General features: G+C 68.5%; 25 protein-coding genes, 1 tRNA gene and 1 pseudogene. 10 read left to right on the top strand and 17 right to left on the bottom strand.

The genetic code is table 11. The annotated features are described in order from the left end of the window. The first annotated feature begins 18 nt into the window (after window positions 1-18). Entirely contained in the window at window positions 19-1131 is a 1113-nt protein-coding gene (locus AC3A5K_RS11320) for a PilT/PilU family type 4a pilus ATPase (RefSeq protein WP_487617620.1), read from the top strand. A gap of 22 nt (window positions 1132-1153) precedes the next feature. Here AC3A5K_RS11320 and maiA read toward each other — a convergent pair whose 3' ends face one another. The 6 genes from maiA to rplM form a co-directional block, all read right to left on the bottom strand. Further along, on the bottom strand, window positions 1154-1810 hold the full coding sequence (gene maiA, locus AC3A5K_RS11325) for a maleylacetoacetate isomerase (protein ID WP_487617621.1): 657 nt from the start codon (window positions 1808-1810) through the stop codon (window positions 1154-1156). 5 nt (window positions 1811-1815) lie between these two features. After that, window positions 1816-2808 (bottom strand): fumarylacetoacetate hydrolase family protein, encoded by a 993-nt coding sequence (locus tag AC3A5K_RS11330; RefSeq protein ID WP_487617622.1) that lies wholly within the window; start codon window positions 2806-2808, stop codon window positions 1816-1818. A gap of 69 nt (window positions 2809-2877) precedes the next feature. After that, window positions 2878-3612: a 2OG-Fe dioxygenase family protein gene (locus AC3A5K_RS11335; protein ID WP_487617623.1), complete on the bottom strand. Its 735-nt coding sequence runs from the start codon at window positions 3610-3612 to the stop codon at window positions 2878-2880. A gap of 107 nt (window positions 3613-3719) precedes the next feature. Then, window positions 3720-3794 (bottom strand) — tRNA-Gln (locus AC3A5K_RS11340). Window positions 3795-3884: 90 nt separating this feature from the next. Next, window positions 3885-4277: a 30S ribosomal protein S9 gene (rpsI, locus tag AC3A5K_RS11345; RefSeq protein ID WP_487617624.1), complete on the bottom strand. Its 393-nt coding sequence runs from the start codon at window positions 4275-4277 to the stop codon at window positions 3885-3887. A gap of 3 nt (window positions 4278-4280) precedes the next feature. Further along, window positions 4281-4709 carry a 50S ribosomal protein L13 gene (rplM, locus tag AC3A5K_RS11350; protein WP_487617625.1) on the bottom strand — a complete coding sequence of 143 codons (429 nt, stop codon included), beginning with the start codon at window positions 4707-4709 and terminating at the stop codon, window positions 4281-4283. Between the two features lie 224 nt (window positions 4710-4933). Between rplM and coq7 the strand changes: the two genes are divergently transcribed. Then, on the top strand, window positions 4934-5581 hold the full coding sequence (gene coq7, locus AC3A5K_RS11355) for a 2-polyprenyl-3-methyl-6-methoxy-1,4-benzoquinone monooxygenase (RefSeq protein WP_487617626.1): 648 nt from the start codon (window positions 4934-4936) through the stop codon (window positions 5579-5581). 180 nt (window positions 5582-5761) lie between these two features. Here the strand turns inward: coq7 and speD are convergent, their stop codons facing one another. Continuing rightward, window positions 5762-6553, bottom strand: a complete 792-nt coding sequence (speD, locus tag AC3A5K_RS11360; RefSeq protein WP_487617627.1) for an adenosylmethionine decarboxylase — start codon at window positions 6551-6553, stop codon at window positions 5762-5764. A gap of 192 nt (window positions 6554-6745) precedes the next feature. Between speD and crp the strand changes: the two genes are divergently transcribed. From crp to AC3A5K_RS11375, 3 genes are all read left to right on the top strand, one after another. Beyond that, window positions 6746-7381, top strand: coding sequence for a cAMP-activated global transcriptional regulator CRP (gene crp / locus AC3A5K_RS11365; protein WP_487617742.1), 636 nt, complete (start codon window positions 6746-6748; stop codon window positions 7379-7381). 11 nt (window positions 7382-7392) lie between these two features. Further along, entirely contained in the window at window positions 7393-7866 is a 474-nt protein-coding gene (locus AC3A5K_RS11370) for a GNAT family N-acetyltransferase (protein ID WP_487617628.1), read from the top strand. A gap of 63 nt (window positions 7867-7929) precedes the next feature. Beyond that, complete coding sequence (locus AC3A5K_RS11375) at window positions 7930-8679, top strand: sulfite exporter TauE/SafE family protein (RefSeq protein WP_487617629.1); 750 nt, start codon at window positions 7930-7932, stop codon at window positions 8677-8679. Here the strand turns inward: AC3A5K_RS11375 and AC3A5K_RS11380 are convergent. From AC3A5K_RS11380 to rpe, 8 genes and pseudogenes are all read right to left on the bottom strand, one after another. After that, entirely contained in the window at window positions 8668-9402 is a 735-nt protein-coding gene (locus AC3A5K_RS11380; protein WP_487617743.1) for a haloacid dehalogenase-like hydrolase, read from the bottom strand. The two genes, AC3A5K_RS11375 and AC3A5K_RS11380, sit on opposite strands and share 12 nt — an antisense overlap. A 171-nt stretch (window positions 9403-9573) precedes the next feature. Beyond that, window positions 9574-10374, bottom strand: a pseudogene (trpC, locus tag AC3A5K_RS11385) (indole-3-glycerol phosphate synthase TrpC); the annotation flags it as partial. Between the two features lie 73 nt (window positions 10375-10447). After that, complete coding sequence (locus tag AC3A5K_RS11390) at window positions 10448-10813, bottom strand: antibiotic biosynthesis monooxygenase family protein (protein ID WP_487617630.1); 366 nt, start codon at window positions 10811-10813, stop codon at window positions 10448-10450. 97 nt (window positions 10814-10910) lie between these two features. Next, entirely contained in the window at window positions 10911-11948 is a 1038-nt protein-coding gene (gene trpD, locus AC3A5K_RS11395) for an anthranilate phosphoribosyltransferase (RefSeq protein ID WP_487617631.1), read from the bottom strand. Window positions 11949-12208: 260 nt separating this feature from the next. Continuing rightward, window positions 12209-12787 carry an anthranilate synthase component II gene (locus AC3A5K_RS11400; RefSeq protein WP_487617632.1) on the bottom strand — a complete coding sequence of 193 codons (579 nt, stop codon included), beginning with the start codon at window positions 12785-12787 and terminating at the stop codon, window positions 12209-12211. Between the two features lie 49 nt (window positions 12788-12836). Next, a complete protein-coding gene (gene trpE / locus AC3A5K_RS11405) occupies window positions 12837-14321 on the bottom strand; it encodes an anthranilate synthase component I (RefSeq protein ID WP_487617633.1) in 1485 nt (494 codons plus the stop codon). A 150-nt stretch (window positions 14322-14471) separates the two neighbouring features. Continuing rightward, complete coding sequence (yegS, locus tag AC3A5K_RS11410; protein ID WP_487617634.1) at window positions 14472-15413, bottom strand: lipid kinase YegS; 942 nt, start codon at window positions 15411-15413, stop codon at window positions 14472-14474. A gap of 213 nt (window positions 15414-15626) precedes the next feature. Next, on the bottom strand, window positions 15627-16304 hold the full coding sequence (gene rpe, locus AC3A5K_RS11415) for a ribulose-phosphate 3-epimerase (protein WP_487617635.1): 678 nt from the start codon (window positions 16302-16304) through the stop codon (window positions 15627-15629). A gap of 271 nt (window positions 16305-16575) precedes the next feature. On the opposite strand from rpe, the gene AC3A5K_RS11420 reads away from it, so the two are divergent. Next, window positions 16576-17421, top strand: coding sequence for an outer membrane protein (locus AC3A5K_RS11420; protein ID WP_487617636.1), 846 nt, complete (start codon window positions 16576-16578; stop codon window positions 17419-17421). A 237-nt stretch (window positions 17422-17658) separates the two neighbouring features. Here AC3A5K_RS11420 and AC3A5K_RS11425 read toward each other — a convergent pair whose 3' ends face one another. Further along, window positions 17659-18003, bottom strand: a complete 345-nt coding sequence (locus AC3A5K_RS11425) for a J domain-containing protein (RefSeq protein ID WP_487617637.1) — start codon at window positions 18001-18003, stop codon at window positions 17659-17661. A gap of 109 nt (window positions 18004-18112) precedes the next feature. On the opposite strand from AC3A5K_RS11425, the gene AC3A5K_RS11430 reads away from it, so the two are divergent. From AC3A5K_RS11430 to AC3A5K_RS11445, 4 genes are all read left to right on the top strand, one after another. Continuing rightward, window positions 18113-19009 (top strand): phosphoribosylaminoimidazolesuccinocarboxamide synthase, encoded by an 897-nt coding sequence (locus AC3A5K_RS11430; protein WP_487617638.1) that lies wholly within the window; start codon window positions 18113-18115, stop codon window positions 19007-19009. 138 nt (window positions 19010-19147) lie between these two features. Beyond that, window positions 19148-19483, top strand: coding sequence for a DMT family transporter (locus AC3A5K_RS11435; RefSeq protein WP_487617639.1), 336 nt, complete (start codon window positions 19148-19150; stop codon window positions 19481-19483). 16 nt (window positions 19484-19499) lie between these two features. After that, entirely contained in the window at window positions 19500-19988 is a 489-nt protein-coding gene (locus tag AC3A5K_RS11440) for an Mpo1 family 2-hydroxy fatty acid dioxygenase (RefSeq protein ID WP_487617640.1), read from the top strand. Window positions 19989-20037: 49 nt separating this feature from the next. Then, a complete protein-coding gene (locus tag AC3A5K_RS11445) occupies window positions 20038-20961 on the top strand; it encodes a DMT family transporter (RefSeq protein ID WP_487617641.1) in 924 nt (307 codons plus the stop codon). 6 nt (window positions 20962-20967) lie between these two features. Here the strand turns inward: AC3A5K_RS11445 and AC3A5K_RS11450 are convergent, their stop codons facing one another. Next, window positions 20968-21846, bottom strand: coding sequence for an NAD-dependent epimerase/dehydratase family protein (locus AC3A5K_RS11450; protein WP_487617642.1), 879 nt, complete (start codon window positions 21844-21846; stop codon window positions 20968-20970). Window positions 21847-21914: the final 68 nt, after the last annotated feature.

Here is a 21914-nt window from a genome sequence, read left to right on the forward strand (position 1 = left end):
GATATTGGGGATTCGTACATGGATATCGGCTATTTCCTGAAGCTGATGACCGAGAAAAATGCGTCCGACATGTTCCTGAGCACGGGCGCGCCGGTCTACATCAAGGTCGAGGGACGGCTTTACCCGCTGGGGAGCACCGGCTTGCCGCCGGGGATGGTGAAGAAGATCGCGTACTCGCTGATGGATGAGAGCCAGATCCAGCAGTTCGAGCGGGACATGGAAATGAACATGGCCTACTCGCTGCAGGACGCGGGCCGCTTCCGCATCAACGTGTTCCGCCAGCGCGGCGAAGCGGGCATGGTGGTGCGTGCGATCCGCAGCAACATTCCCAGCATCGAGGAACTGCAGCTGCCGCAGGTGCTCAAGGACATCATCATGGCCCCGCGCGGGCTGGTGCTGATCGTCGGCTCGACCGGTTCGGGCAAGTCCACGACGTTGGCCTCGATGATCGACCACCGCAATGCGAGCACGTCGGGCCACATCCTCACCATCGAGGATCCGATCGAATACCTGCATCGCCACAAGCGCTCGCTGGTCAACCAGCGCGAGGTCGGCCTGGACACGCAGACCTTCCACAACGCGCTGAAGAACGCGATGCGCGAAGCGCCCGACGTGATCCTGATCGGCGAAATCCTCGATGCGACCACGATGGAAGCGGCGATCTCATTCGCCGAAACCGGTCACATCTGCCTGGCGACGCTGCACTCCAACAACGCCGACCAGACGATCGAGCGCATCCTCAACTTCTTCCCCGAGGCCGCGCACAAGAACGTCCTGATGAATCTCGCGCTGAACCTGCGTGCGGTCGTGTCGCAGCGCCTGGTGCAGGGCGTCGACGGCCGTCGTCTGCCGGCGACCGAGGTGCTGCTCAACACACCGATGATCCGCGACCTGCTGCGCCGCGGCCAGGTGCACGAGATCAAGCAGGCGATGGAGGAATCGCTGGAGGAAGGCATGGAGAGCTTCGACCAGTGCCTGTTCCGGCTGCACAAGGAAGGCCGGGTCGAGCGCGAGACCGCGCTGCGCGCCGCCGATTCACGCGACGGGCTGGACCTCAAGTTCCGCCTGTCGGAAGGCGGCATGGGCGCCCACGACCCCTACGCGGACGTGTTCGCAGACCAGAACGGCTGAAACGCCAAGGGCCAGACGCGCCTCAGGGCGCGTCTGGCTGCGTTTCGGGACGCGCCGCGTCGAATGCGGGCAGCGCCAGGCAGGCGGCTTCGATCGCGCGCAGCCGTGGGTAGGGCGTGAGATCGATGTCGAAACGACGCGCGTTGTAGAGCTGCGGCACCAGCGCGCAATCGGCGATCGTCGGCGCATCGCCGACGCAGAACCCGCCCGTCTGCGGCCACTGCGCGAGCAGGGCCTCGAACGCGGCCAGACCATCGCCCACCCAGCGCTTGATCCAGCGCATGCGTGCGGGCTGATCCAGCTGCCACTCGCGTTCGAGAAACTGCAGCACACGCAGATTGCCGAGCGGATGGATATCGCAGGCCACCAGCTGCGCCAGCGCCCGCGCGCGCTGCCGGGCGATCGCCTCGCGCGGCAGCAGTGGCGTTGCCGCCCACACGTCTTCCAGATACTCGATGATCGCCAGCGACTGGGTCAGCACGACATCGCCGTGCTGCAGTGTCGGCACCAGCTGCTGTGGATTGCGCGCCGCGAACGCGGGCGTCCGCTGCGCGCCGCCGTCCTCCACCAGATGCACCGGCACGCTGTCGAACGCGAGCCCCTTGAGATGCAGCGCGATCCGCACGCGATAGGCCGCGCTGGAACGCCAGTAGGTGTGCAGCACCAGCGCGTCGGACATCGCGCTTACTCCGGACGCGCCTGGCGTTCGATCACCTGCTCGATCGCGCCGAAGATGCTGCGGCCTTCGGCATCGAGCATCTCGATCCGCACCGTGTCGCCGAACGACATGAAAGGCGTCGTCGGCGCGCCGTGCTCGAGGGTTTCGACGGTGCGCTTCTCGGCGAAACACGAGGCACCCTTGGACGTGTCCGCGTTGGCGATCGTGCCGGAACCGACGATCGTGCCGGCCGCGAGCGGACGCGTTTTCGCTGCGTGCGCGACCAGCTGGGCGAAGTCGAACTGCATGTCGACGCCGGCTTCGGGCGCGCCGAACCATTCGCCGTTGATGTGGGTCAGCAGCGGACGGTGCAGCTTGTTGTCCTGCCAGGCATCGCCCAGTTCGTCCGGCGTCACGAACACCGGGCTGAGCGCGGAGCGCGGCTTGGACTGCAGGAAGCCGAAGCCCTTGGCGAGCTCGCCCGGGATCAGGTTCCGCAGCGAGACGTCGTTGACCAGCCCGACGAGCTGGATGTGCCCGGCCGCCTGCTCGGGCGTCGCCGCCATCGGTACGTCGTCAGTGATCACGACGATCTCGGCTTCCAGATCGATGCCGTAGTCCTCGCTGACCACCTTGACCGTATCGCGCGGGCCGTAGAAGCCGGCGCCCGTCGCCTGGTACATCAGCGGGTCGGTGTAGAAGCTCTCGGGCACCTCGGCACCGCGCGCGCGGCGCACGCGCTCGACGTGGGGCAGATAGGCGCTGCCGTCGACGAACTCGTAGGCGCGCGGCAGCGGCGCTGCCAGCTTGGCCACGTCGAGGTCGAACACGCCGTCGGCGTCGCCCGCATTGAGCGATTCGTACAGCGCATTGAGGCGCGGCGCGGCGTTGGACCAGTCGTCGAGCGCCTGCTGCAGCGTGGCGGCGATCCCGGTGGCCCGCACCGCGGTGCCCAGGTCGCGCGACACGACGATCAGGCTGCCGTCGCGGCCGCCTTCCTTCAGTGAACCCAGCTTCATTGGCAACTCCGTGGCGTCTGCTATTCGTTGCGATTGTAACCAACAGCTTGCATGGTCCGCAGGCCGCGCTCAGTCCTCGCCCTGGAAGGCGCCGCTGCGGTAGGTCAGCACCAGCGTGTCACGGTGACCGCTGGCATGGACCGGCTGGATCGGGGTGGACTCGTGGATCACGCGGGCGTCGTCGAGCAGCAGCAGCGACCAGGGCGCGGTCAGCGTGAACCGCTGACCGGTCGGCCCGTCGGCCTCGAACACGCGCGTCTCGCCGCCCTTGATGCCGTGTCGCCCGACCAGCAGCACGGCGACGAAATCGACGCCGTCGCGATGCGCGCCCTCGGGTGTGGGCCGGCCGATGCCGTCGGTGGTGTCGATGCGGAACTGGTGCGCTTCGACATGCCAGGGCGCGCGCGCCTGCACCTGCGAGAACACGTGGCCGAGACCGACCAGCAACTGCGTCCAGACCGGCTGCGCGACGACGTCCTCGCGCAGCGGCTCGAACCAGCGGTGCATGCCCCCATGCAGCGCGTTGTAGTCCTCGGACTGCCAGTGCGCGCGATGCGGCACCTGCTGCAAGGCGTCGCCGTCCTGCACGAAGCACGAATGCCGGCGCCGGCGGTAGCGGCCGCCGTCCCTGAGATAGCCGTCTTCGGGCAGGTCGTCCCAGCTGCCGCGCAACGTGTCGAGGTCGGCGACTGCGACACCGCACAAGGCCGCGAGATCCTGCGGTGCGACGACGGCGTCGCCGCGGATACGCAGATCGTCGGCGACCTGCGAGACGGAAGAATACGGCGGAGGATAAGCGTTCATCGGCGGATTCTAAATCCGCAGGCCGACCGACGCGCATCACTGCATGCGTTCGCATGAAACAGACAGAAACGAAAAAACCCGCCGTGAGGCGGGTTTCTTCGTGTAGATGGCAGCCCCGGAAGGATTCGAACCTCCGAATGCCTGAGTCAGAGTCAGGTGCCTTACCGCTTGGCGACGGGGCTATGGTGCGTATTCTAACGCCGAAACCGCGATTGTTCGCAAGCTTCGGCGCCAACGATGCCACGCATGTCGCGCGGCACCGCAAACCACGATTAGCGCTTCGAGAACTGCGTGGCGCGACGCGCCTTGTGCAGGCCGACCTTCTTGCGCTCGACTTCGCGTGCGTCACGGGTCATGAAGCCCGCCTTGCGCAGCTCGACCTTCAGCGTCTCGTCGTATTCGACCAGCGCGCGCGAAATGCCGAGGCGGATCGCACCGGCCTGGCCGGTCGTGCCGCCACCGGTGGTGGTCACCAGGATGTCGAACGTTTCGGTGTTCTGGGTCAGCTCGAGCGGCTGGCGCACGATCATGCGCGCGGTCTCACGGCCGAAGAACTCGTCCAGCGGACGGTCGTTGACGGTGATGTTGCCGCTGCCCTTGCGCAGGAACACGCGAGCGACGGAGGACTTGCGACGGCCGGTGCCGTAATTCTGGGTGATTGCCATGACTTAGAGTTCCAGGGGCTGCGGCTGCTGTGCGGCGTGCGGGTGTTCGGCACCCTTGTAGACCTTGAGCTTGCGGTACATGGCGCGGCCGAGGGTGTTCTTCGGCAGCATGCCCTTGACGGCAATCTCGATCACGCGCTCCGGGTGGCGCTCAAGCGCCTGGCCCAGGGATTCGGTCTTCAGATTGCCGATGTAGCCCGTGAAGCGGTGATACAGCTTGTCCGTCAGCTTCTTGCCGGTGACGGCGATCTTCTCGGCGTTGACCACAACGATGTAGTCGCCGGTATCGACGTGCGGGGTGTAGACGGGCTTGTGCTTGCCGCGCAGGCGGTGGGCGATTTCCGCGCTCAGGCGGCCCAGCGTCTTGTCGGTGGCGTCGACGAGATACCAGTCGCGCTGGACGGTCTCGTTCTTGGCAATAAAGGTCTTCATGGAAATACTCGATGGGTGACTGGTCGGGCTGGTTGCGCCGGTGGCCGGCGGAACGTCGCCTCGCGTTGTTAAAGCGTGCAACACAGAAGCGGAATGATAGCCGCGCACCCGATTCCGTGCAAGCCGGCGGGTGGAACCGCCCGCGCTGCTGGCGCGTGTACAGGCCAGGCCCGAGAATGATACGTCACGTCGCACCCGCTTCGAACCGCAGGACACCCGAGCCGATGGCCCTCCCCCGCTCCCGCCTGACCCCTTTCGACCAGCTGCTGGTGGAAACCCAGCGCGCGCTCGACACCGTGTTCGGCAATCCGCCCGCGACGCGCCCCAATCCCGCCGCCGACACGCCGGATGTGGTCCTCGACGATGCGGAGCGGCGCCATGCGGCCGGGCTCATGCGCATCAACCATGTCGGCGAGGTCTGCGCCCAGGGCCTGTACTTCGGCCAGGCGGCTGTCGCCCGCGAGGACGCCACCCGCGCCCACCTGCTCGAGGCCGCGCAGGAGGAAACCGACCACCTGGCCTGGTGCGCCGACCGGTTGCACGAGCTCGACAGCCGGCCCAGCCTGTTCAACCCCCTGTGGTACGGCGGCAGCTACGCGCTCGGCGTGCTGGCCGGCCTGCGCGGCGACGGCTGGAACCTCGGCTTCGTGGTCGAGACCGAACGCCAGGTCGAGGCGCACCTGGACGAACACCTGGAAACGCTGCCGGCCGCCGACCAGCGCAGCCGCGACATCCTGCGGCAGATGAAGGACGACGAAGCCCGCCACGCCGCCCATGCCGAACAGGCCGGCGCGCGCGTCCTGCCCTGGCCGGTGCCGACGCTGATGGCCCGCGCATCGGACGTCATGAAGACGGTGGCGTATAGGCTGTAGCGCGGGCGCTACCGCCCGTGATTGGTGATTCGTGATTCGTGATTCGACAGAGCAGATACGAACTGCCCAGACACGCCGCACGCGTCCGACCTCGCGCCCTCAAACGGAAACGGCCCCGCATTCGCGAGGCCGTTCCTGTCAGGCGATCCGCTGACCCGAATCACCGATCACGGGCCCCCGTCAGTCGACGAGGTTCCGGCCGTGATACAGCTCCTCGATCTCGCGCTTGAGCCGCGCCTCGATCTTCATCCGGTCCTTGAAAGAGAGATTGCGCGCCTTCTCTTCGAACAGGTACTGGTCGAGGTCGAAATCCTTCAGATGCATCTTCGTGTGGAAGATGTTTTCCTGGTAGACGTTCACATCGAGCGCGTCGTAACGCGACTTGATGTTCTTGGCTAGGTAATCCTGGATCGAGTTGATCTTGTGGTCGATGTAGTGCTTGCGGCCCTTCACGTCGCGGGTGAAGCCGCGCACGCGGTAGTCCATCACCACGATGTCCGACTCGAGGCTCTCGATCAGGTAGTTCAGCGCCTTCAGCGGCGAGATCACGCCGCAGGTGGCGACGTCGATGTCGGCGCGGAAGGTCGCGATGCCGTTGTCCGGATGCGTCTCCGGGTACGTGTGCACCGTGATGTGCGACTTGTCGAGGTGCGCGACCACGGCGTCGGAAATCACGCCCTTGGCGTCCTTGCGGTCGATCACCGGCTCCTCGGAGATGAGGATGGTCACCGACGCGCCCTGCGGCTCGTAGTCCTGGCGCGCGACGTTGAGGATGTTCGCGCCGATGATCTCGGCCACATCGCTGAGGATCTGCGTCAGCCTGTCGGCGTTGTAGACCTCGTCGATGTACGCGATGTAGCGCTGCCGCTCGTCCTCGGACGAGGCGTAGCAGACGTCGTAGATGTTGAACGACAGAGCCTTGGTCAGGTTGTTGAAACCCTGGAGCTTGAGGCGCGGGAGCGGTTTGACCACAGCGGTCGACCCTCGGGGGTTGGGCGAAAGCGGGATTATGCGGCAAACCGTCCTTCGCCCGCGACCTTACCGCCATCACGGTTTGCCCCCGGGGGCCCTGAGCGCCTACTCTTCGGCATTCTCTGTGCCGATGGCCCCATGACCCCGACGCCCGTGGCCCTGATCAGCTCCCCTGCCCGACCGCCACATCCCATGTTGCCGTCGGCCGCCGCCCTTGAACGGTTCCTCGCCCATTGCCATCGCCGCCGCTATCCGCCGCGCAGCGATATCTTCCGGCCGGGTGATCCGGCGGGGACGCTGTATTACGTGGTCACCGGCTCGGTCAGCATCATCACCGAGGAAGACGACGGCCGCGAACTGATCCTCGGCTACTTCGGTCCGGGCGAGATGGTCGGCGAGATGGGGCTGTTCATCGAATCCGACGTGCGCGAAGTGATCCTGCGCACGCGCACCCAGTGCGAGCTGGCCGAGATCAGCTACGAGCGCCTGTATCAGCTGTTCGAAGGCTCGCTGGCCAACGATGCGACCTCGATCATGTATGCGATCGGTGCGCAGCTGTCGCGGCGTCTGCTCGACACCAGCCGCAAGGCCGGACGTCTCGCGTTCCTCGACGTGACCGACCGCATCACCCGCACCCTGCACGACCTGACCCGCGAGCCGGAAGCGATGACCCATCCGCAGGGCACGCAACTGCGCATTTCCCGTCAGGAGCTGGCGCGCCTCGTGGGTTGCTCGCGCGAGATGGCCGGCCGCGTGCTCAAGAAGCTGCAGGCCGACGGCAAGCTCTCGGCGCGCGGCAAGACCGTCGTCCTGTTCGGCACGCGCTAGGCGCAGCTGCGATGAGCCTGGGCCACTTCGCGCCACGCGGCGATCTGCCCGACGCCGACCTGCGCAGCGCATCGGTGATCGACGCCGACGACGTCGCAGCCCTGCTGTCGGAACTGGGCTATCCCTGCACCGAACACGAGGCGCGCGAGCGCATCCGCTCGGTCACCGCGAACGACCGCCAGGCGCTGGTGCTCGCGCGCAGCTCGGGACGCGTCTGCGGCCTGGTCGCGCTGGACTTCATGTATTACCTGCCCCTGGGCACGACCACCTGCCGCATCACCGCACTCGTGGTCACCGGCGACGCCCAGGGCCATGGCCTCGGACGCCAGCTGCTGAAGGAGGCCGAACGCCGCGCCCGCTTCGGCGGCGCCGCGCGCCTGGAACTGAGCAGCGGCTCGCAGCGCGCCGACGCGCACGCGTTCTACAAGGCCTGCGGGTTCTCGGACGGCACCCTGCGTTTCATCAAGCGCCTCGGCGACGCCTGACGCACGCCGCCACGCCGCACTCACGCGGCGACGCCAGACTCGCTGCATCCAGCGGAGCGCAGCATGGAACTCGGCGATCAATTCCTGTTCTTCGTGATGGTCGGTCTGGCCGCGCAGCTGATCGACGGCGCGCTGGGCATGGCCTTCGGCCTGGTGTCGTCGTCGGTCCTGCTGAGCATGGGCGTGCCGCCGGCGGCGGTCAGCGCCAGCGTGCATACGGCCGAGGTGTTCACGACCGGCGCATCGGGCGTGTCGCATCTGGCGATGCGCAATGTCGATCGGCGACTGTTCCTGCGACTCGCGATTCCCGGTGTGGTCGGCGGCGTCATCGGTGCCTATGTGCTGACGCGGCTGCCGGGCGACGTGGCGCGCCCCTTCATCTACGCCTATCTGCTGGTGCTGTCGGTGGTGATCCTGCTGCGCGCGGCCGGACGGCTGCGGCCGAAACGCGAGGTCCAGCGGGTGCCGGTCCTGGGCTTCTTCGCCGGCCTGCTCGACGCCACCGGCGGTGGCGGCTGGGGACCGGTGGCGACCTCGACCCTGCTCGCGCGCGGCGGCACCGCGCGCACGACCATCGGCACCGTCAACGCGGCCGAGTTCCTGGTCACGCTGGCGATCTCGGTGACCTTCTTCCTGACGATGGGCCTGCAGCACCTGGACGTGATCCTGGGGCTGCTGGTCGGCGGCATGATCGCCGCGCCGCTGGCGGCGCTGTTCGTGCGCCACGTGCGCGAGCGCTGGGTGCTGCTGGCGGTGGGCCTGCTGGTGATGGCGATCAGCCTCTACCAGATCGGTCGCTCGCTACTGGGCTGAGGCGACCGGCTCGCCCGCGCGATCCGCGCAGCCCCAGTTGAGGATCGGCGTGCCCGGCGGCAGCGCGCGCCGGAACATGTCGACGGTGCCGGCCTTGGGATTGACCACCACCGGCGCCTTCGCAGCCTTGAGCAGCGGCAGGTCGGCGGAGGAATCCGAATACGCGATGTCGATCGCACCGTAGCCGCGCTCGCGCAGCATGCGCATCTTTTCTTCGGCGTGGCAGTGCCGCGTAGCGACGACGGCACCGAACTTCGGGCCGACCGCGGTGCCGATCACCGGCACGGCCTCGTGCGCGACGAAGGCGAGGATTGCGCGTGCAAGCTCGGGCGGCGCGCCGGTGGCGATGACGACGCGGTCGCCGGCCTCGCGATGCGCGTGCAGCACATCGAGCGCCACCGGCAACAGCCGCGGGCGGATCTCGTCGGCGTGCAGTTCGACGTACTGGTCGATCAGCGTGTCCAGCACGCCGCGGCTGTGCAGACCCACGGTGCCGATCCACACGAAACCGGAAATCCCGTAACGCCGGGTGGGCAGGCACGCGATCATCGGGCCGAGCACCGGCGTCGCCAGCAGGGCCAGCGCGGTACGCCAGGCACTGCGACGGATCAGCCAGCGGAACAGGTGCGTGCCCGAGTCGCCGTCGTACAGGGTGTGGTCGAAGTCGAAGACCACGGTCTTCTCCGTGCCCGGCTCGGGCGTCTGCCTGAGCAGCTGCGCCATGACGGGCGAGCCGTCGGCCTCGGGCGCCGCGGTCTCCGTCGACCGGGCATCGGCGGCGGTGGCCGTGGCGATCGCGATGGACGACAGGCTCGTGGCGGCCTGCTCGACGGGCGCGGCCGGCGCTGGCGACGCAGGTTCGGCCTGCACACCGTCGACATCGGCCGCCACAGGCGCGGCGAACAGCCGCCGCAAGGCGGCGCCCGGATCCGGCTCGCGCATGAAGGCCTCGCCGACCAGGAATGCGTCGACGCCCGCATCGCGCATCCGCGCGACATCGGCGGCGGTGTGGATGCCGCTCTCGGTCACCAGACGCCGGTCGCGCGGCACCGCATCGCGCAGGTCGAGCGTGGTGTCGAGCGAGACCTCGAACGACCGCAGGCTGCGGTTGTTGATGCCCAGCAGCGGCGCCGGCACCTGCAGCGCGCGCTCCAGCTCGTCGATGTCGTGCACTTCCACCAGCACGTCCATGCCCAGCGACATCGCCTGGCCCGCGAATTCCACCAGTTGGCGGTCGTCGAGCGCGGCGACGATCAGCAGGATGCAGTCCGCGCCCAGCGCGCGCGCCTCGACCACCTGATAGGGGTCGACGACGAAATCCTTGCGCAGCACCGGCAGCGAACACGCCGCGCGCGCCTGCTGCAGATACGCGTCCGCGCCCTGGAAGAAGTCGATGTCGGTCAGCACCGACAGGCAGGCCGCCCCGCCGGCTTCGTAGCTGCGGGCGATCTCGCCCGGCTGGAAATCCGCGCGGATCACACCCTTCGATGGACTGGCCTTCTTGACCTCGGCGATCACCGCCGCCTCGCCGCCTGCGATCTTCGCCTCGATGGCGCGCGCGAACGCCCGCACCGGTGACGCATCGGCGGCGCGGGCCTCGAGCTCGGCAAGCGGATGCGCGGCGCGGCGCGCGGCGACTTCTTCGTGTTTGCGCGCCAGGATGCGCTGCAGGACGTCGTTCAAGATCGGCACCATGGGCCGGCGTGTCGGCGCCGGTCGAAAAGGCCGCTCACGATACCGCAGGCGCTGCCGGCACGCCGGCTGTGGATCAGTCGCCGTCGACCGCTCCGTCAGCCGACCCGTCGCCGGCGTCCCAGCTGTAGGCGCGGTCGACCCGGGCGATCTGCAGCGTGTAGCCCGCATACCAGTCCCGGCGCCCGGTTTCGCGGACCACGCCGTGTGCGTCGTCGGCGCGCCAGGCGCGAATCGAAGCCTCGTCGCTCCAGTAGCTCAGCGTGATGCCGTCACCGCCGGGGTCGCGGACCGAATGCACGCCCAGGAAGCCGGGCTGCAGCCGCGCCTGCTCGAACATCTGCGCGCTGGCGTCGCGATAGCCGGGTTCGTCGTGTGCATTGCGCATCGAACGGACGATCGCCACGAAATACGGCGGACGGGGCAATGCGGAATACGGCATACACGCGGCAGGAAAACGACGACCCGGCACGATGGGCCCGGCGCCGGCACGGCGCCACTGTTCATCTACCAAACTGCGACACGGTTCGCAGTCGTGGCTAGGGCTGCAGGTCCGCGGTAGCCGCTACGAAGGCATCCAGCCGGGCGCGGGCGGCGCCGCTGCGGATCGTGTCGCGCGCCAGGACCACGCCCTCGGCAATCGTCGATGCCACGCCGGCCACGTACAGCGCCGCGCCCGCATTGAGCGCAACGATGTCCTGCGGCAGTCCCGCCTGCCCGCCCAGCGCTTCGAGCAGCAGCACCCGCGAGTGTCCGGCGTCGTCGACCCGCAGGTTGCGGCTGGCCGCCATCGAGATGCCGAAATCCTCGGGATGGATCTCGTATTCGCGGACCTCACCATCGCGCAGCTCGCCGACCAGCGTGCCCGCGCCCAGCGAAATCTCGTCCATGCCGTCGCGGCCCCAGACCACCAGCGCGCGCTCGGCGCCGAGTTCGCGCAGCACGCGCACCTGGATGCCGACGAGGTCGGGATGGAACACGCCCATCAGGATGTTGGGCGCGCCGGCCGGATTGGTCAGCGGGCCGAGAATATTGAAGATCGTGCGCACGCCCATCTCGCGGCGCACCGGCGCGACCGCCTTCATCGCGGGGTGGTGGACCGGCGCGAACATGAAGCCGATACCGGTGCGCGCGATGCATGCGGCCACGTCATCGGGCTGCAGATCGATCCGCGCGCCCAACGCTTCGAGCACGTCCGCACTGCCCGACTTCGACGACACGCTGCGGTTGCCGTGCTTGGCCACCTTCGCACCGGCCGCGGCGACGACGAACATGCTGGCCGTGGAGATGTTGAACGTGTGCGCGCCATCGCCGCCGGTCCCGACGATGTCGACGAGATGCACGCGATCGGCATCGGCCAGCGGCACCGGCAATGCAAACTCGCGCATCACCTGCGCCGCGCCGGCGATCTCGTCGACGGTTTCCTTCTTGACGCGCAGGCCGGACAGGATCGCCGCGGTCATCAGCGGCGACACCTCCCCGCGCATGATCTGGCGCATCAGCTCGACCATCTCGTCGCGGAAGATCTCGCGGTGTTCGATGGTGCGTTGCAGGGCTTCGTGGGGGGTGATGGGCATGTGGGAACTCGTGATTCGTGATGACCGGACGTTCGTCGGTTGAAAACCGTGATTCGTGATTCGTGATTCGTGATTCGTAATTCGTTAAAAGCGTCGCTTCTTTTCCGTCATTTCCGCGAAAGCGGGCTTTCGACAGCCGAATGGCTGGTCACCCGGTGACTTCTTCGGTCAGCTTGCGGGGGACCGGATTGTCGGCCTGGAAGCGGACGTTCCTGGATTCCCGCCTTCGCGGGAATGACGGGGATCGTGATGCCGACGCCTCACCTCTCCAGAAAATTCTGCAGCAGCGCATGCCCATGCTCGGTCAGGATCGACTCGGGATGGAACTGCACGCCTTCGACCGGATGCGTGCGATGGCGCAGGCCCATGATTTCTTCGCGGCTGCCGTCGTCGTGCTCGGTCCACGCGGTGACTTCGAGGCAGTCCGGCAGCGACGACTGCTCGACGACCAGAGAGTGGTAGCGCGTGGCCTCGTACCCGTCCGGCAGGCCGGCGAACACGCCGCGGCCTTCGTGGCGTATCGCCGAGGTTTTGCCGTGCATGATCCGCTGCGCGCGGATCACCTTGCCGCCATAGGCCTGGCCGATACCCTGATGACCGAGGCACACGCCGAGGATCGGCGTCGTCGCGCCAAGACGTTCGATGATCTCCAGCGATACGCCCGCCTCGTTCGGCGTACACGGGCCGGGCGAGATCACGATGCGCTCGGGCGCGAGCTTCGCGATCGCATCGACCGACAACGCGTCGTTGCGCTCCACCCGCACCTCGGCGCCCAGCGCCTGCAGGTACTGCACGAGGTTCCAGGTGAAGCTGTCGTAGTTATCGATCATCAACAGCATTTGAAAAGTCCGGCGGATCGGGCGTGGAAAGATTGATCGGCGTGTCGCATCACAGCCCCTTCGCCGCCTGCGCGACGGCGCGGAACAATGCACGGCCCTTGTTCATGGTCTCGGCCCATTCCATTTCGGGATCCGAGTCGTAAACGATGCCGGCGCCGGCCTGCACGTAGAGGCGGCCGTCCTGGATCACCGCGGTGCGGATCGCGATCGCGGTGTCGGCGTCGCCGTGCCAGCCGATGTAGCCGACTGCGCCGGAATAGACGTTGCGCTTCACGGGTTCCAGGCTGCGGATGATCTCCAGCGCGCGCACTTTCGGCGCGCCGCTGACGGTGCCGGCCGGGAACGTCGCGCGCAGCACGTCGGCGTAGCTCAGCCCGTCCTTCAGGCGGCCGGTGACTTCGCTGACGATGTGCATGACGTGGCTGTAGCGTTCGATGACGAAGCGCTCGCCCAGCTCGACCGTACCCGGCGCCGACACGTGGCCGACGTCGTTGCGGCCGAGGTCGATCAGCATCAGATGCTCGGCGCGTTCCTTGGGATCGGCCAGCAGTTCGGCTTCCAGCGCCTGGTCTTCGGCCGGGGTCGCGCCGCGCGGGCGGGTGCCGGCGATGGGCCGCACGGTGACCGCGTCGCCCTGGAGGCGCACGAGGATCTCCGGCGAACTGCCGACGACCTGGGTGCCGCCGACATCGAGGAAATACATGTACGGCGACGGGTTCAACGCGCGCAACGCGCGGTAGACGTCGACCGGGCGCGCCTGGAACGGCACCGACATGCGCTGCGACAGCACGACCTGGAAGGCGTCGCCGGCGGCGATGTATGCCTTGGTCTTGGCGACGGCGTCGATGAAACCTTCGCGGGTGAAGCCGGACACGAAGTCGGCCTCGTCCAGCGCGGCGGGCTGCAGCGTTTCGGGATAGCCGGCGCCGCCCTGGCGCAGGCGATGCACCAGCGCGTCGAGGCGCCGGTTGGCGCGTGCCCAGGCCTGCGGCTCGCGCGGATCGGCGTGGACCACGAGGTACAGGCGGCCCTTGAGGTTGTCGAACACCGCGACCTCGGTGCTCAGCATCAGCAGGATGTCCGGCGTGCCGAGTTCGTCGCGAACGTCGGCGCGCGCGCCGTCGCGCAGGCGCGGTTCGATGTACTCGATGCATTCGAAGCCGAACCAGCCCACCAGGCCGCCGGAGAAGCCGGGCAGGCCGTCGATCGCCGGTACCGAATGCGCCGTGCGCAGGCGCTCGACTTCGGCGAAGGGATCTTCGACCTCGCGCGTCTCGAGGGTTTCGCCGTGCTCGGTGACCGTCAGCGTGTGGCCGTGGAAGGCGTACACGCGCGAGGCCGGCAGGCCGATGATCGAATAACGGCCGAAGCGTTCGCCGCCTTCGACCGATTCGAACAGATAGGTATACGGCCCGTCGGCGAGTTTCAGATAGACCGAGAGCGGCGTATCGAGGTCGGACAGGACCTCGCGGACCACGGGTACGAGGGTGTGGCCTTCAGCGGCGGACTGCTGGAACTGGGAGTGCGGGATCACGCGGCATTTCCTGGAAGGTCGGACGGACGGCGGAGTGGACGGAGGCGGTGCGCCACCATCGCCAGCCGGTGCCGACGGAACGGAAATGAGGGAGAGCGGACGCGTGCATGGCGGCTACTGTAGCGACTCGACGGCAGCCGCGCGACCGGCTCACGCCGCCGGCGATGCCGCCAGCAGAGGACAGTCCGCCGGCAGGTGCAGGCGCACGCGGGCCGGCACGCAGGCGATCGCGAAACGCGTCGACCGTCGCGGCTCGCCGTCGAGGTTGAGCACCAGCGGCGCATCGGACTCGATCACCAGTTCCGACAGCCGCGTGCGCACCGCCACCTGGTCGAGCGCGGCGACCTTGCCTTCGGTCAGCGCGGTGCGCAGCGTGTTGACGACCTCGCCTTCGAGCTCGGGCACGATCGTCAGGTCGACCAGTCCGTCGTCGATGCACGCATCCGGACACAGCGCCTGGCCGCCGCCCGCCTGGCGCCCGTTGCCGATGCCCAGCGCGATGAAGCCGCCGGTCCAGTCGAAGCCGGGGCCGCTGATGCGCGCGGCGATCGGTTCGATCTGCCCCAGGCGCGACAGGCCGGTAATGAAATAGGCCAGGCCGCCCAGCACCTTCTTGAGGCCGGCATGGGTCTGCACGGTGACCTCGGTCCCGAAACCGCCCGACCCCATGTTGGCGCACCAGTGCACGCCGTCCGCGGTTTCGATGCGCAGCACGTCCACCGGCACTGCCGGTGCATCGGCGATCAGGGCGAAGGCGTCCGTGGGAACGTCGGGCAGGGACGCGGCGGTGGCGAAATCGTTGGCCGTGCCCAGCGGCAGCAGGCCCAGCGACGGCAGCGCGTCCACGTCCGACGTGCTGGCCGCGAGCACCGAGACCACCGCATTGAGCGTGCCGTCGCCGCCGGCCGCGACGATGGTGTCGACCGTGCCGTCCAGCGCTTCGGACGCGTAGCGCTCGGCATCGCCGGCCTCCCAGGTCACGCGCACGTCGACGCGGATGCCGCGCGCGCGGATCGCGGCGACCCCTTCTCGCACGGCCTCGTCGCCCGCGGATTTGCCGTTGAGGATCAGGCGCCAGTGCGGAGCGGTCATGCGGAAAGGGCTGCGGGCGGTGGAGGTGGCGCGGAGCGTAGCCGACGCCACAGGCGGCCCTGTTAAGCCGCCCTCACGCATCGCGTCATCACCCTGTCATCGGCGATCCGGAGCATGGAAGGCCATAGCAGGGACGACGGGCGGAGGCAGGATCAGCCTCCAGTATTTCCGGAAGGCCGCTTCGCAGGACGCGGCCTTTCTTCTGCCGGTGCGTCAGCCGCCGGTGGCCTGTGCGATCTCGGCGCGCATCGCGTCGACCACGGCGCGGTAGTCGGGCTTGCCGAAGATCGCCGAGCCCGCGACGAAGGTGTCGGCGCCGGCCGCGGCGATCGCGCCGATGTTCTCGGGCTTCACCCCGCCATCGATCTCCAGCCGGATCGGCTTGCCGGTCGCGTCGATGCGCGCGCGCACCCGACGCAGCTTGTCCAGCGTCGACGGGATGAAGGCCTGGCCGCCGAAGCCGGGATTGACCGACATCAGCAGCACCATGTCGAGGTCCTCGAGCACGTAGTCCAGCACCTCGATCGGCGTCGCCGGATTCAGCACCAGGCCGGCCTGGCAGCCTTCCGCCTTGATCAGCTGGATCGTCCGGTGCACGTGGCGGCTGGACTCGGGATGGAAGCTGATCAGGGTGGCGCCGGCCTTCGCGAAGTCCGGCACCAGGCGGTCGACCGGTTCGACCATCAGATGCACGTCGATCGGCGCGGTCACGCCGTGCTTGCGCAGCGCTTCGCAGACCAGCGGCCCGATCGTCAGGTTCGGCACGTAATGGTTGTCCATGACGTCGAAATGCACCCAGTCGGTGCCTGCCGCCAGGACGGCATCGACCTCCTCGCCGAGGCGGGCGAAGTTGGCGGACAGGATGGACGGAGCGATGACGGCGGGCTGCATGGCGGTTCCGGCTGTGGGGGGTGGGCAGCCGCAGGTGGCGGCCGGTCGCCATTCTAGAGGTCCGCTGCCGGCCAGGCCCCGTCGTCGGGCGATTTGCGCTCGCACCGCGGTTCTCGCAACGAAATCTGAACATTCCGGCGACGTCCGTTCATGGGCATGCATCCGTCGTCACGGATGGCCCCGTATCACCTCTCGCGCTGCCGCCCCCTGGCCGCATTCCAATCCAGGCCACACCCCGATGGCCGACACGACAAGACCGGAGATGACCCCCATGAAGACGATCCACGTCGCAACCGCCAGCCTCGCGCTGCTCGCCGCCAGCACCGGCGCCGCATTCGCCCAGTCCGCCGACGACACCTGGACCGGCGGTTACGTCGGCCTGTACGGCGGCGTGGTCGACAGCCCGGAAGACAGCGGCAGCGACCGCTTCGTCTTCGACACCAACCTCGATCGCCGCTACACCGATACCGTGCGCACCGCCGCCGGCGCCGACGCGTTCTCGCCCGGCTTCTGCAACGGCGCGGCCCAGGGCGCGACCCCGGCCGCCGGCTGCACCAAGAACCGCGGCGGCGCCGATTACGGCGTGCGCGGTGGTTACGACTGGCAGATGGGCAGCTGGGTGTTCGGTGTCGTTGGCGAATACGGCGCGAACGACGTCCGCGACGCCGTGAGCGCCTTCAGCACCACGCCGGCCTACTACACGATGTTCCGCAAGGTCGATCGCGTTGCCGCCCTGCGTCTGCGTTCGGGTTACGCCTTCGGCGCCGACTCGGCGAACCTGATCTACCTGACCGGTGGTATGGCGCACGCCAAGATCGACAACGAATTCACCACCAGCAACGCCGCCAACTCGTTCACCACCAACGGCGACACCACCGGCTTCGGCTGGCAGGCCGGTGTGGGTTACGAGCGCAAGCTGGGCGAGAACGTCTCGGTCGGCCTGGAATACCTGTTCACCAGCCTGGAAGCCGACGACCAGCGCGTGCGCACCGGCCCGGGCACCGCGCCTGCGACCAACCCCTTCCTGATCGTCGACCGCGCCGGCACCGACATGCGCCGCAGCGACAAGGACTTCGAGTACGGCGCCGCGCGCGCCACGGTCAACTGGCGCTTCTGATCCATCGCACCCGTGTGATCGCGTGACCTGGAAGCCGGCGCAAGCCGGCTTCCTCTTTCTGTGCATTCGCTGAGGCACCGTCGCGCGTGCCAGCTGCAATCGGATGGCAGATGGCGACCGCCGTGCCTGTCGCCGCCATGCGAGGCGGACAGTCCGGAAACGGTGTGGCGCATGGAGAAGTGCTTGCGCAGGAATGCGGCGCGGCGTGGATCTACGCGCGCGGCCTGCCGGCCCGACTCAGGAGCGGCGGCGTTTCTTGCCGTCGCGGCCGCGGCGGATGCGGTCGTAGGCCGCATTGATCTCGGCCGCACGCGCTTCGGCCTGCGCGCGCAGTTCCGGCGCGGCGCCGGCAACGCGATCCGGGTGGTACTGCGAGATCAGCTTGCGATAGGCCTGGTCGACCTCGCCCTGCGAGGCATCGGGCGGCACGCCCAGCACGTCGTAGGCCTTGTGCTGGCGCGGCGCCAGCCAGCCGGCATCGAAGGCATGCCCGATGACCAGACCGATGACGCCGCCGGCCGGATGCCGAAGCAGCAGCCAGCCCGCGATGAAGCCCAGCAATTTTCCGTACCAGCGTCCCATGCCCGACAGTGTAGCCGGCGCATCGCCACGCCGTATCGGCCGATGACTGCACCCCGCACGCGTTCGCACTACACTTGCCGGCCGCATGCGATCCACCCGGATGTCAACCGTGTCGACGACCCTGCTCGAAGCGAACCTCCCCGGCCTCCACCTGCGTCATCGCGGCAAGGTCCGCGACGTGTTCGACCTGGGCGACGAGCGCCTGCTGATCGTGGCCACCGATCGCCTGAGCGCGTTCGACGTGGTGCTGCCCGATCCGATTCCCGGCAAGGGCGAGATGCTCTGCCAGATCAGCAATTTCTGGTTCGACCGCACCGATTCGCTGATGCCGAATCATCTGACCGGTATCGATGTCGCCAGCGTGCTGCCGTCGGGCGTCGATCCGGCGCTGTACGCGCAGCGCGCGGTGGTGACCAAGAAGCTCAAGCCGGTGCCGGTCGAGGCGATCGCCCGCGGCTATCTGATCGGCAGCGGCTGGAAGGATTACCAGCGCACCGGACGCGTCAGCGGCATCGCGCTGCCCGGCGACCTGCGTCAGGCCGAAGAACTGCCGCAGCCGATCTTCACCCCGTCGACCAAGGCCGCCGTCGGCGACCACGACGAGAACATCGACTTCGACACGATGGTGCGCAGCATCGGCGCCGATCTGGCCGAGCAGGTCCGCGACGCGACGCTGCGGCTGTACGCATTCGCAGCGGCGCACGCGGCCGAGCGCGGCATCATCCTGGCCGATACCAAGTTCGAGTTCGGCACCGACGCCGATGGCCGTCTGTACATCATGGACGAGATGCTGACGCCGGATTCGTCGCGCTACTGGCCGGCTGACGACTACGAAGTCGGCACCAGCCCGCCGAGCTACGACAAGCAGATCGTCCGCGACTATCTGGAAACGCTGGACTGGAACAAGACCGCGCCCGGTCCGCGGCTGCCGGCGGAAGTCATCGAGCGCACCCGCGCGCGCTACGCCGAGGCCCTGCGCCGTCTGGCGGACATCGCCATCGCCTGAGTTCCGCGCATGCGGCAATGACCGCCGTCGTGCGCAGCGCGGCGCCGGTTGCGCAAGCCCCGGACGCGTGCCGTCCGACAGCCTGGATTCACCGCGCCGCCGTTTAGCATCGCGCCCTCTTCCATGCGGGGCACGGCGATGCACATCGGCTATCTCTATCTTGGCCTGGCGATCGTTGCCGAGGTCATCGCGACCAGCGCGCTCAAGGCCTCCGACGGCTTCAGCCGCCTCGGCCCCTCGCTGCTGGTGGTCGTCGGCTACGGCATCGCCTTCTATTTCCTGGCCCAGGTCATGCGCACGATTCCGGTGGGCGTCGCCTACGCGATCTGGTCGGGCGCGGGCGTCGTCCTGATCGCCCTGATCGGCTGGCTGGTCTTCAGGCAGCCGCTGGATCTGGCGGCGGTGATCGGCATCGGCCTGATCATCAGCGGCGTGCTGGTTTTGCAGCTATTCTCGAAGTCCGGCGCGCATTGACCCTCGGGAGGGGCGGATGGACGCGACACACCAGCCTGCGCAGGCACGCCCCATCGACCGCTGGTTCGCCAGCTACGCGGGCGACCACCGCAATGGCACCAACCAGTGGATCCACATGTTCGCGGTGCCCGCGATCCTGTGGACCGTGATCGCGCTGCTGTGGTGCATTCCCACCGGCACCTGGTTCAAGCCGGGGCTGTGGGCGGGCCTGGCGATGTTCGGCGCGTGGATGTTCTATTACCGCGCCTCGCGCCCGCTGGGCCTGGGCATGCTGCTGGTCTTCGCCGCGCTGTCGGCGCTGACGTGGTGGCTGCAGCAGACGTTCGGCACGCGCACGCTGCTGTGGCTGGCGATCGCGGTGTTCGTCGTCGCCTGGATCGCGCAGTTCGTCGGCCACAAGATCGAAGGCGCCAAACCGAGCTTCCTCACCGATCTCGTCTATCTGCTGATCGGGCCGGCCTGGGTGCTGTCGAAGCTCTATCGCCGGCTGGGCCTGCGCTACTGATCCTGCACGCCGGTTCTTTCGGCACGGGCCGGCGCCGCGACGCCGTGCGATGCTTGCGCGCCCGCTCAAGGCCAACGCCGTGTCGCCGCGCGACCTGTTCCTCATCCTGCTGGTCTGCGTCGCCTGGGCGCTGAATTTCCTGGTCGCGGCGCATGCGCTGCGCGAGATCCCGCCGTTCCTGTTCACCGCGCTGCGCTTCGCCCTGCTGGCGATTCCGCTGCTGTTCCTGCTGCGCCCGCCGGCGCCCGGCCAGTGGCCGCGATTGCTGGCCGCGTGCCTGTGCATCGGCGTGCTGCACTTCGGCCTGAGCTTTCTCGCGCTGCGGCTGTCGAGCGACCTGTCGTCGCCGGCAATCGTCATGCAGAGCTATATCCCGATGACCGCGCTGCTGGCCTGGTGGGTGCTGGGCGAGCGCTTCGCCTGGCGCACGGGCCTGGCGATCGCGGTGAGCTTCGGCGGTGTGCTGGTGCTGGGCTTCGATCCGGTGGTGCTGTCGAATCCGGCAGCGCTGCTGACCATGCTGGCGTCGGCACTGATGCTGGCCATCGGCACGGTGCTGATGAAGCCGCTGCGCGGCGTCGACGTCTGGAACATGCAGGGCTGGACCGCGGTGATCGCGGTGCTGCCCTTGCTGGGCATGAGCCTGGCGTTCGAACCCGGCGCGCTCGCGACGCTCGGCCAGGCCGGCTGGATCGGCTGGGGCGGCGCCGTCTATGCGGCGTTCGTGTCCTCGCTGCTCGGCCACGGCCTCTATTACGTGCTGGTGCAGCGCTATCCGGTCGCGATGCTGACGCCGTGGCTGCTGCTGGTGCCGGTGTTCGCGATCGCGCTGGGGATCGTGTTCTGGGGCGACCGTCCGGGCCCGCGGCTGTGGATCGGCGGCGCGATGGTGCTCGGCGGCGTGCTCGCGGTCGCCCTGCGCGCACTGCACAAGGCGCGCGTGCTGGTCGAGGAACCGATGGCCGGACCCTGAGCCGCGCTAGGCCTTGGGCGCGCTTGCGTCGGGGAACATCCCGGCATCCGGCTGGAACGGGCGCGGCGCATAGCCGAACGCGTCGCGCGCGGGCGCCGCATCGAACACCAGATCCTCGCGCATCCGCGCGACCGCGCCCGGGGGCAGGCCCTGCAGCCGGCCGGTGGCATGCGCGGCGCGCAGGGCGAGCGCGAACAGCGGGCGCGGCACCGTCAGCAGGCGGGGACGCGGCGACAGGACGGCGAGCGTGCGCGCCACCATCTCGCGATAGGGCAAGGTCTCGCCGCCGGGCAGCGCATAGGCCTGGCCCACAGCCGCGGGCGCGTCGACAGCCAGAGCCGCAGCCGCGCCCAGATCCCCGGCATGCACCGGCTGGCGTCCACCGGTCGCATCGGCCGGCAGCACGAAGAGTCCGCTGCGCCGGGCCAGTGCGACGATCCGGCCGAGATTGCGGTCGCTGCCCGCGCCGTAGATCAGCGTGGGCCGCAGCAGCGTCGCCCCGGCGCCGCGTTCGGCGGCAGCCGCGAACACCCGCGCGCCCGCATCACGCAGCCGGCCGGCGAGCTCGCGTTCGCCGGCATCGGCGGCCTCGTGCTTGGTCGCGTCGCTGGTCGAACCGAAAGCGACGACCCGCGGGCATTCGATCGTCGCCGCGGCGTACCAGTGCGAGAACCGGTCCAGCGGTCCGCAGCTGAAGATGGCGTCGACCTGCGCCGGCAGCGGCGGCAGGTGATCGAAGTCGCCAAGGTGCCAGCGCAGGCCCGGCGTCGCCGGCCGCGGCGTGCGCGACAGCGCATCGATCGTCCACTCTGCCGCCTGCAAGCGCTCGATGAGCGCCCGGCCGATCGCACCGCTGCCGCCGAAGACCAGCGCCCGGCGCGTCATGGCGGACTGCCCGAAGCATGGGCGGCGAACTGGATCGGGGGCGATTCGAACGACATGGGACATAGCAT

This window comes from Luteimonas sp. Soil_C_5 (assembly GCF_057656615.1).

Coding starts and splice junctions, on each gene's coding strand:
- AC3A5K_RS11375 (WP_487617629.1), top strand. CDS start 7,930: ATGGAACTCGGCGATCAATTCCTGTTCTTCGTGATGGTCGGTCTGGCC.
- crp (WP_487617742.1), top strand. CDS start 6,746: ATGTTGCCGTCGGCCGCCGCCCTTGAACGGTTCCTCGCCCATTGCCAT.
- AC3A5K_RS11390 (WP_487617630.1), bottom strand. CDS start 10,813: ATGCCGTATTCCGCATTGCCCCGTCCGCCGTATTTCGTGGCGATCGTC.
- AC3A5K_RS11380 (WP_487617743.1), bottom strand. CDS start 9,402: ATGGCGCAGCTGCTCAGGCAGACGCCCGAGCCGGGCACGGAGAAGACC.
- AC3A5K_RS11400 (WP_487617632.1), bottom strand. CDS start 12,787: ATGCTGTTGATGATCGATAACTACGACAGCTTCACCTGGAACCTCGTG.
- AC3A5K_RS11445 (WP_487617641.1), top strand. CDS start 20,038: ATGCTTGCGCGCCCGCTCAAGGCCAACGCCGTGTCGCCGCGCGACCTG.
- AC3A5K_RS11370 (WP_487617628.1), top strand. CDS start 7,393: ATGAGCCTGGGCCACTTCGCGCCACGCGGCGATCTGCCCGACGCCGAC.
- yegS (WP_487617634.1), bottom strand. CDS start 15,413: ATGACCGCTCCGCACTGGCGCCTGATCCTCAACGGCAAATCCGCGGGC.
- coq7 (WP_487617626.1), top strand. CDS start 4,934: ATGGCCCTCCCCCGCTCCCGCCTGACCCCTTTCGACCAGCTGCTGGTG.
- trpD (WP_487617631.1), bottom strand. CDS start 11,948: ATGCCCATCACCCCCCACGAAGCCCTGCAACGCACCATCGAACACCGC.
- maiA (WP_487617621.1), bottom strand. CDS start 1,810: ATGTCCGACGCGCTGGTGCTGCACACCTACTGGCGTTCCAGCGCGGCC.
- AC3A5K_RS11330 (WP_487617622.1), bottom strand. CDS start 2,808: ATGAAGCTGGGTTCACTGAAGGAAGGCGGCCGCGACGGCAGCCTGATC.
- AC3A5K_RS11420 (WP_487617636.1), top strand. CDS start 16,576: ATGAAGACGATCCACGTCGCAACCGCCAGCCTCGCGCTGCTCGCCGCC.
- AC3A5K_RS11320 (WP_487617620.1), top strand. CDS start 19: ATGGATATCGGCTATTTCCTGAAGCTGATGACCGAGAAAAATGCGTCC.
- rpe (WP_487617635.1), bottom strand. CDS start 16,304: ATGCAGCCCGCCGTCATCGCTCCGTCCATCCTGTCCGCCAACTTCGCC.
- AC3A5K_RS11440 (WP_487617640.1), top strand. CDS start 19,500: ATGGACGCGACACACCAGCCTGCGCAGGCACGCCCCATCGACCGCTGG.
- AC3A5K_RS11435 (WP_487617639.1), top strand. CDS start 19,148: ATGCACATCGGCTATCTCTATCTTGGCCTGGCGATCGTTGCCGAGGTC.
- AC3A5K_RS11425 (WP_487617637.1), bottom strand. CDS start 18,003: ATGGGACGCTGGTACGGAAAATTGCTGGGCTTCATCGCGGGCTGGCTG.
- AC3A5K_RS11335 (WP_487617623.1), bottom strand. CDS start 3,612: ATGAACGCTTATCCTCCGCCGTATTCTTCCGTCTCGCAGGTCGCCGAC.
- rplM (WP_487617625.1), bottom strand. CDS start 4,709: ATGAAGACCTTTATTGCCAAGAACGAGACCGTCCAGCGCGACTGGTAT.
- AC3A5K_RS11450 (WP_487617642.1), bottom strand. CDS start 21,846: ATGACGCGCCGGGCGCTGGTCTTCGGCGGCAGCGGTGCGATCGGCCGG.
- rpsI (WP_487617624.1), bottom strand. CDS start 4,277: ATGGCAATCACCCAGAATTACGGCACCGGCCGTCGCAAGTCCTCCGTC.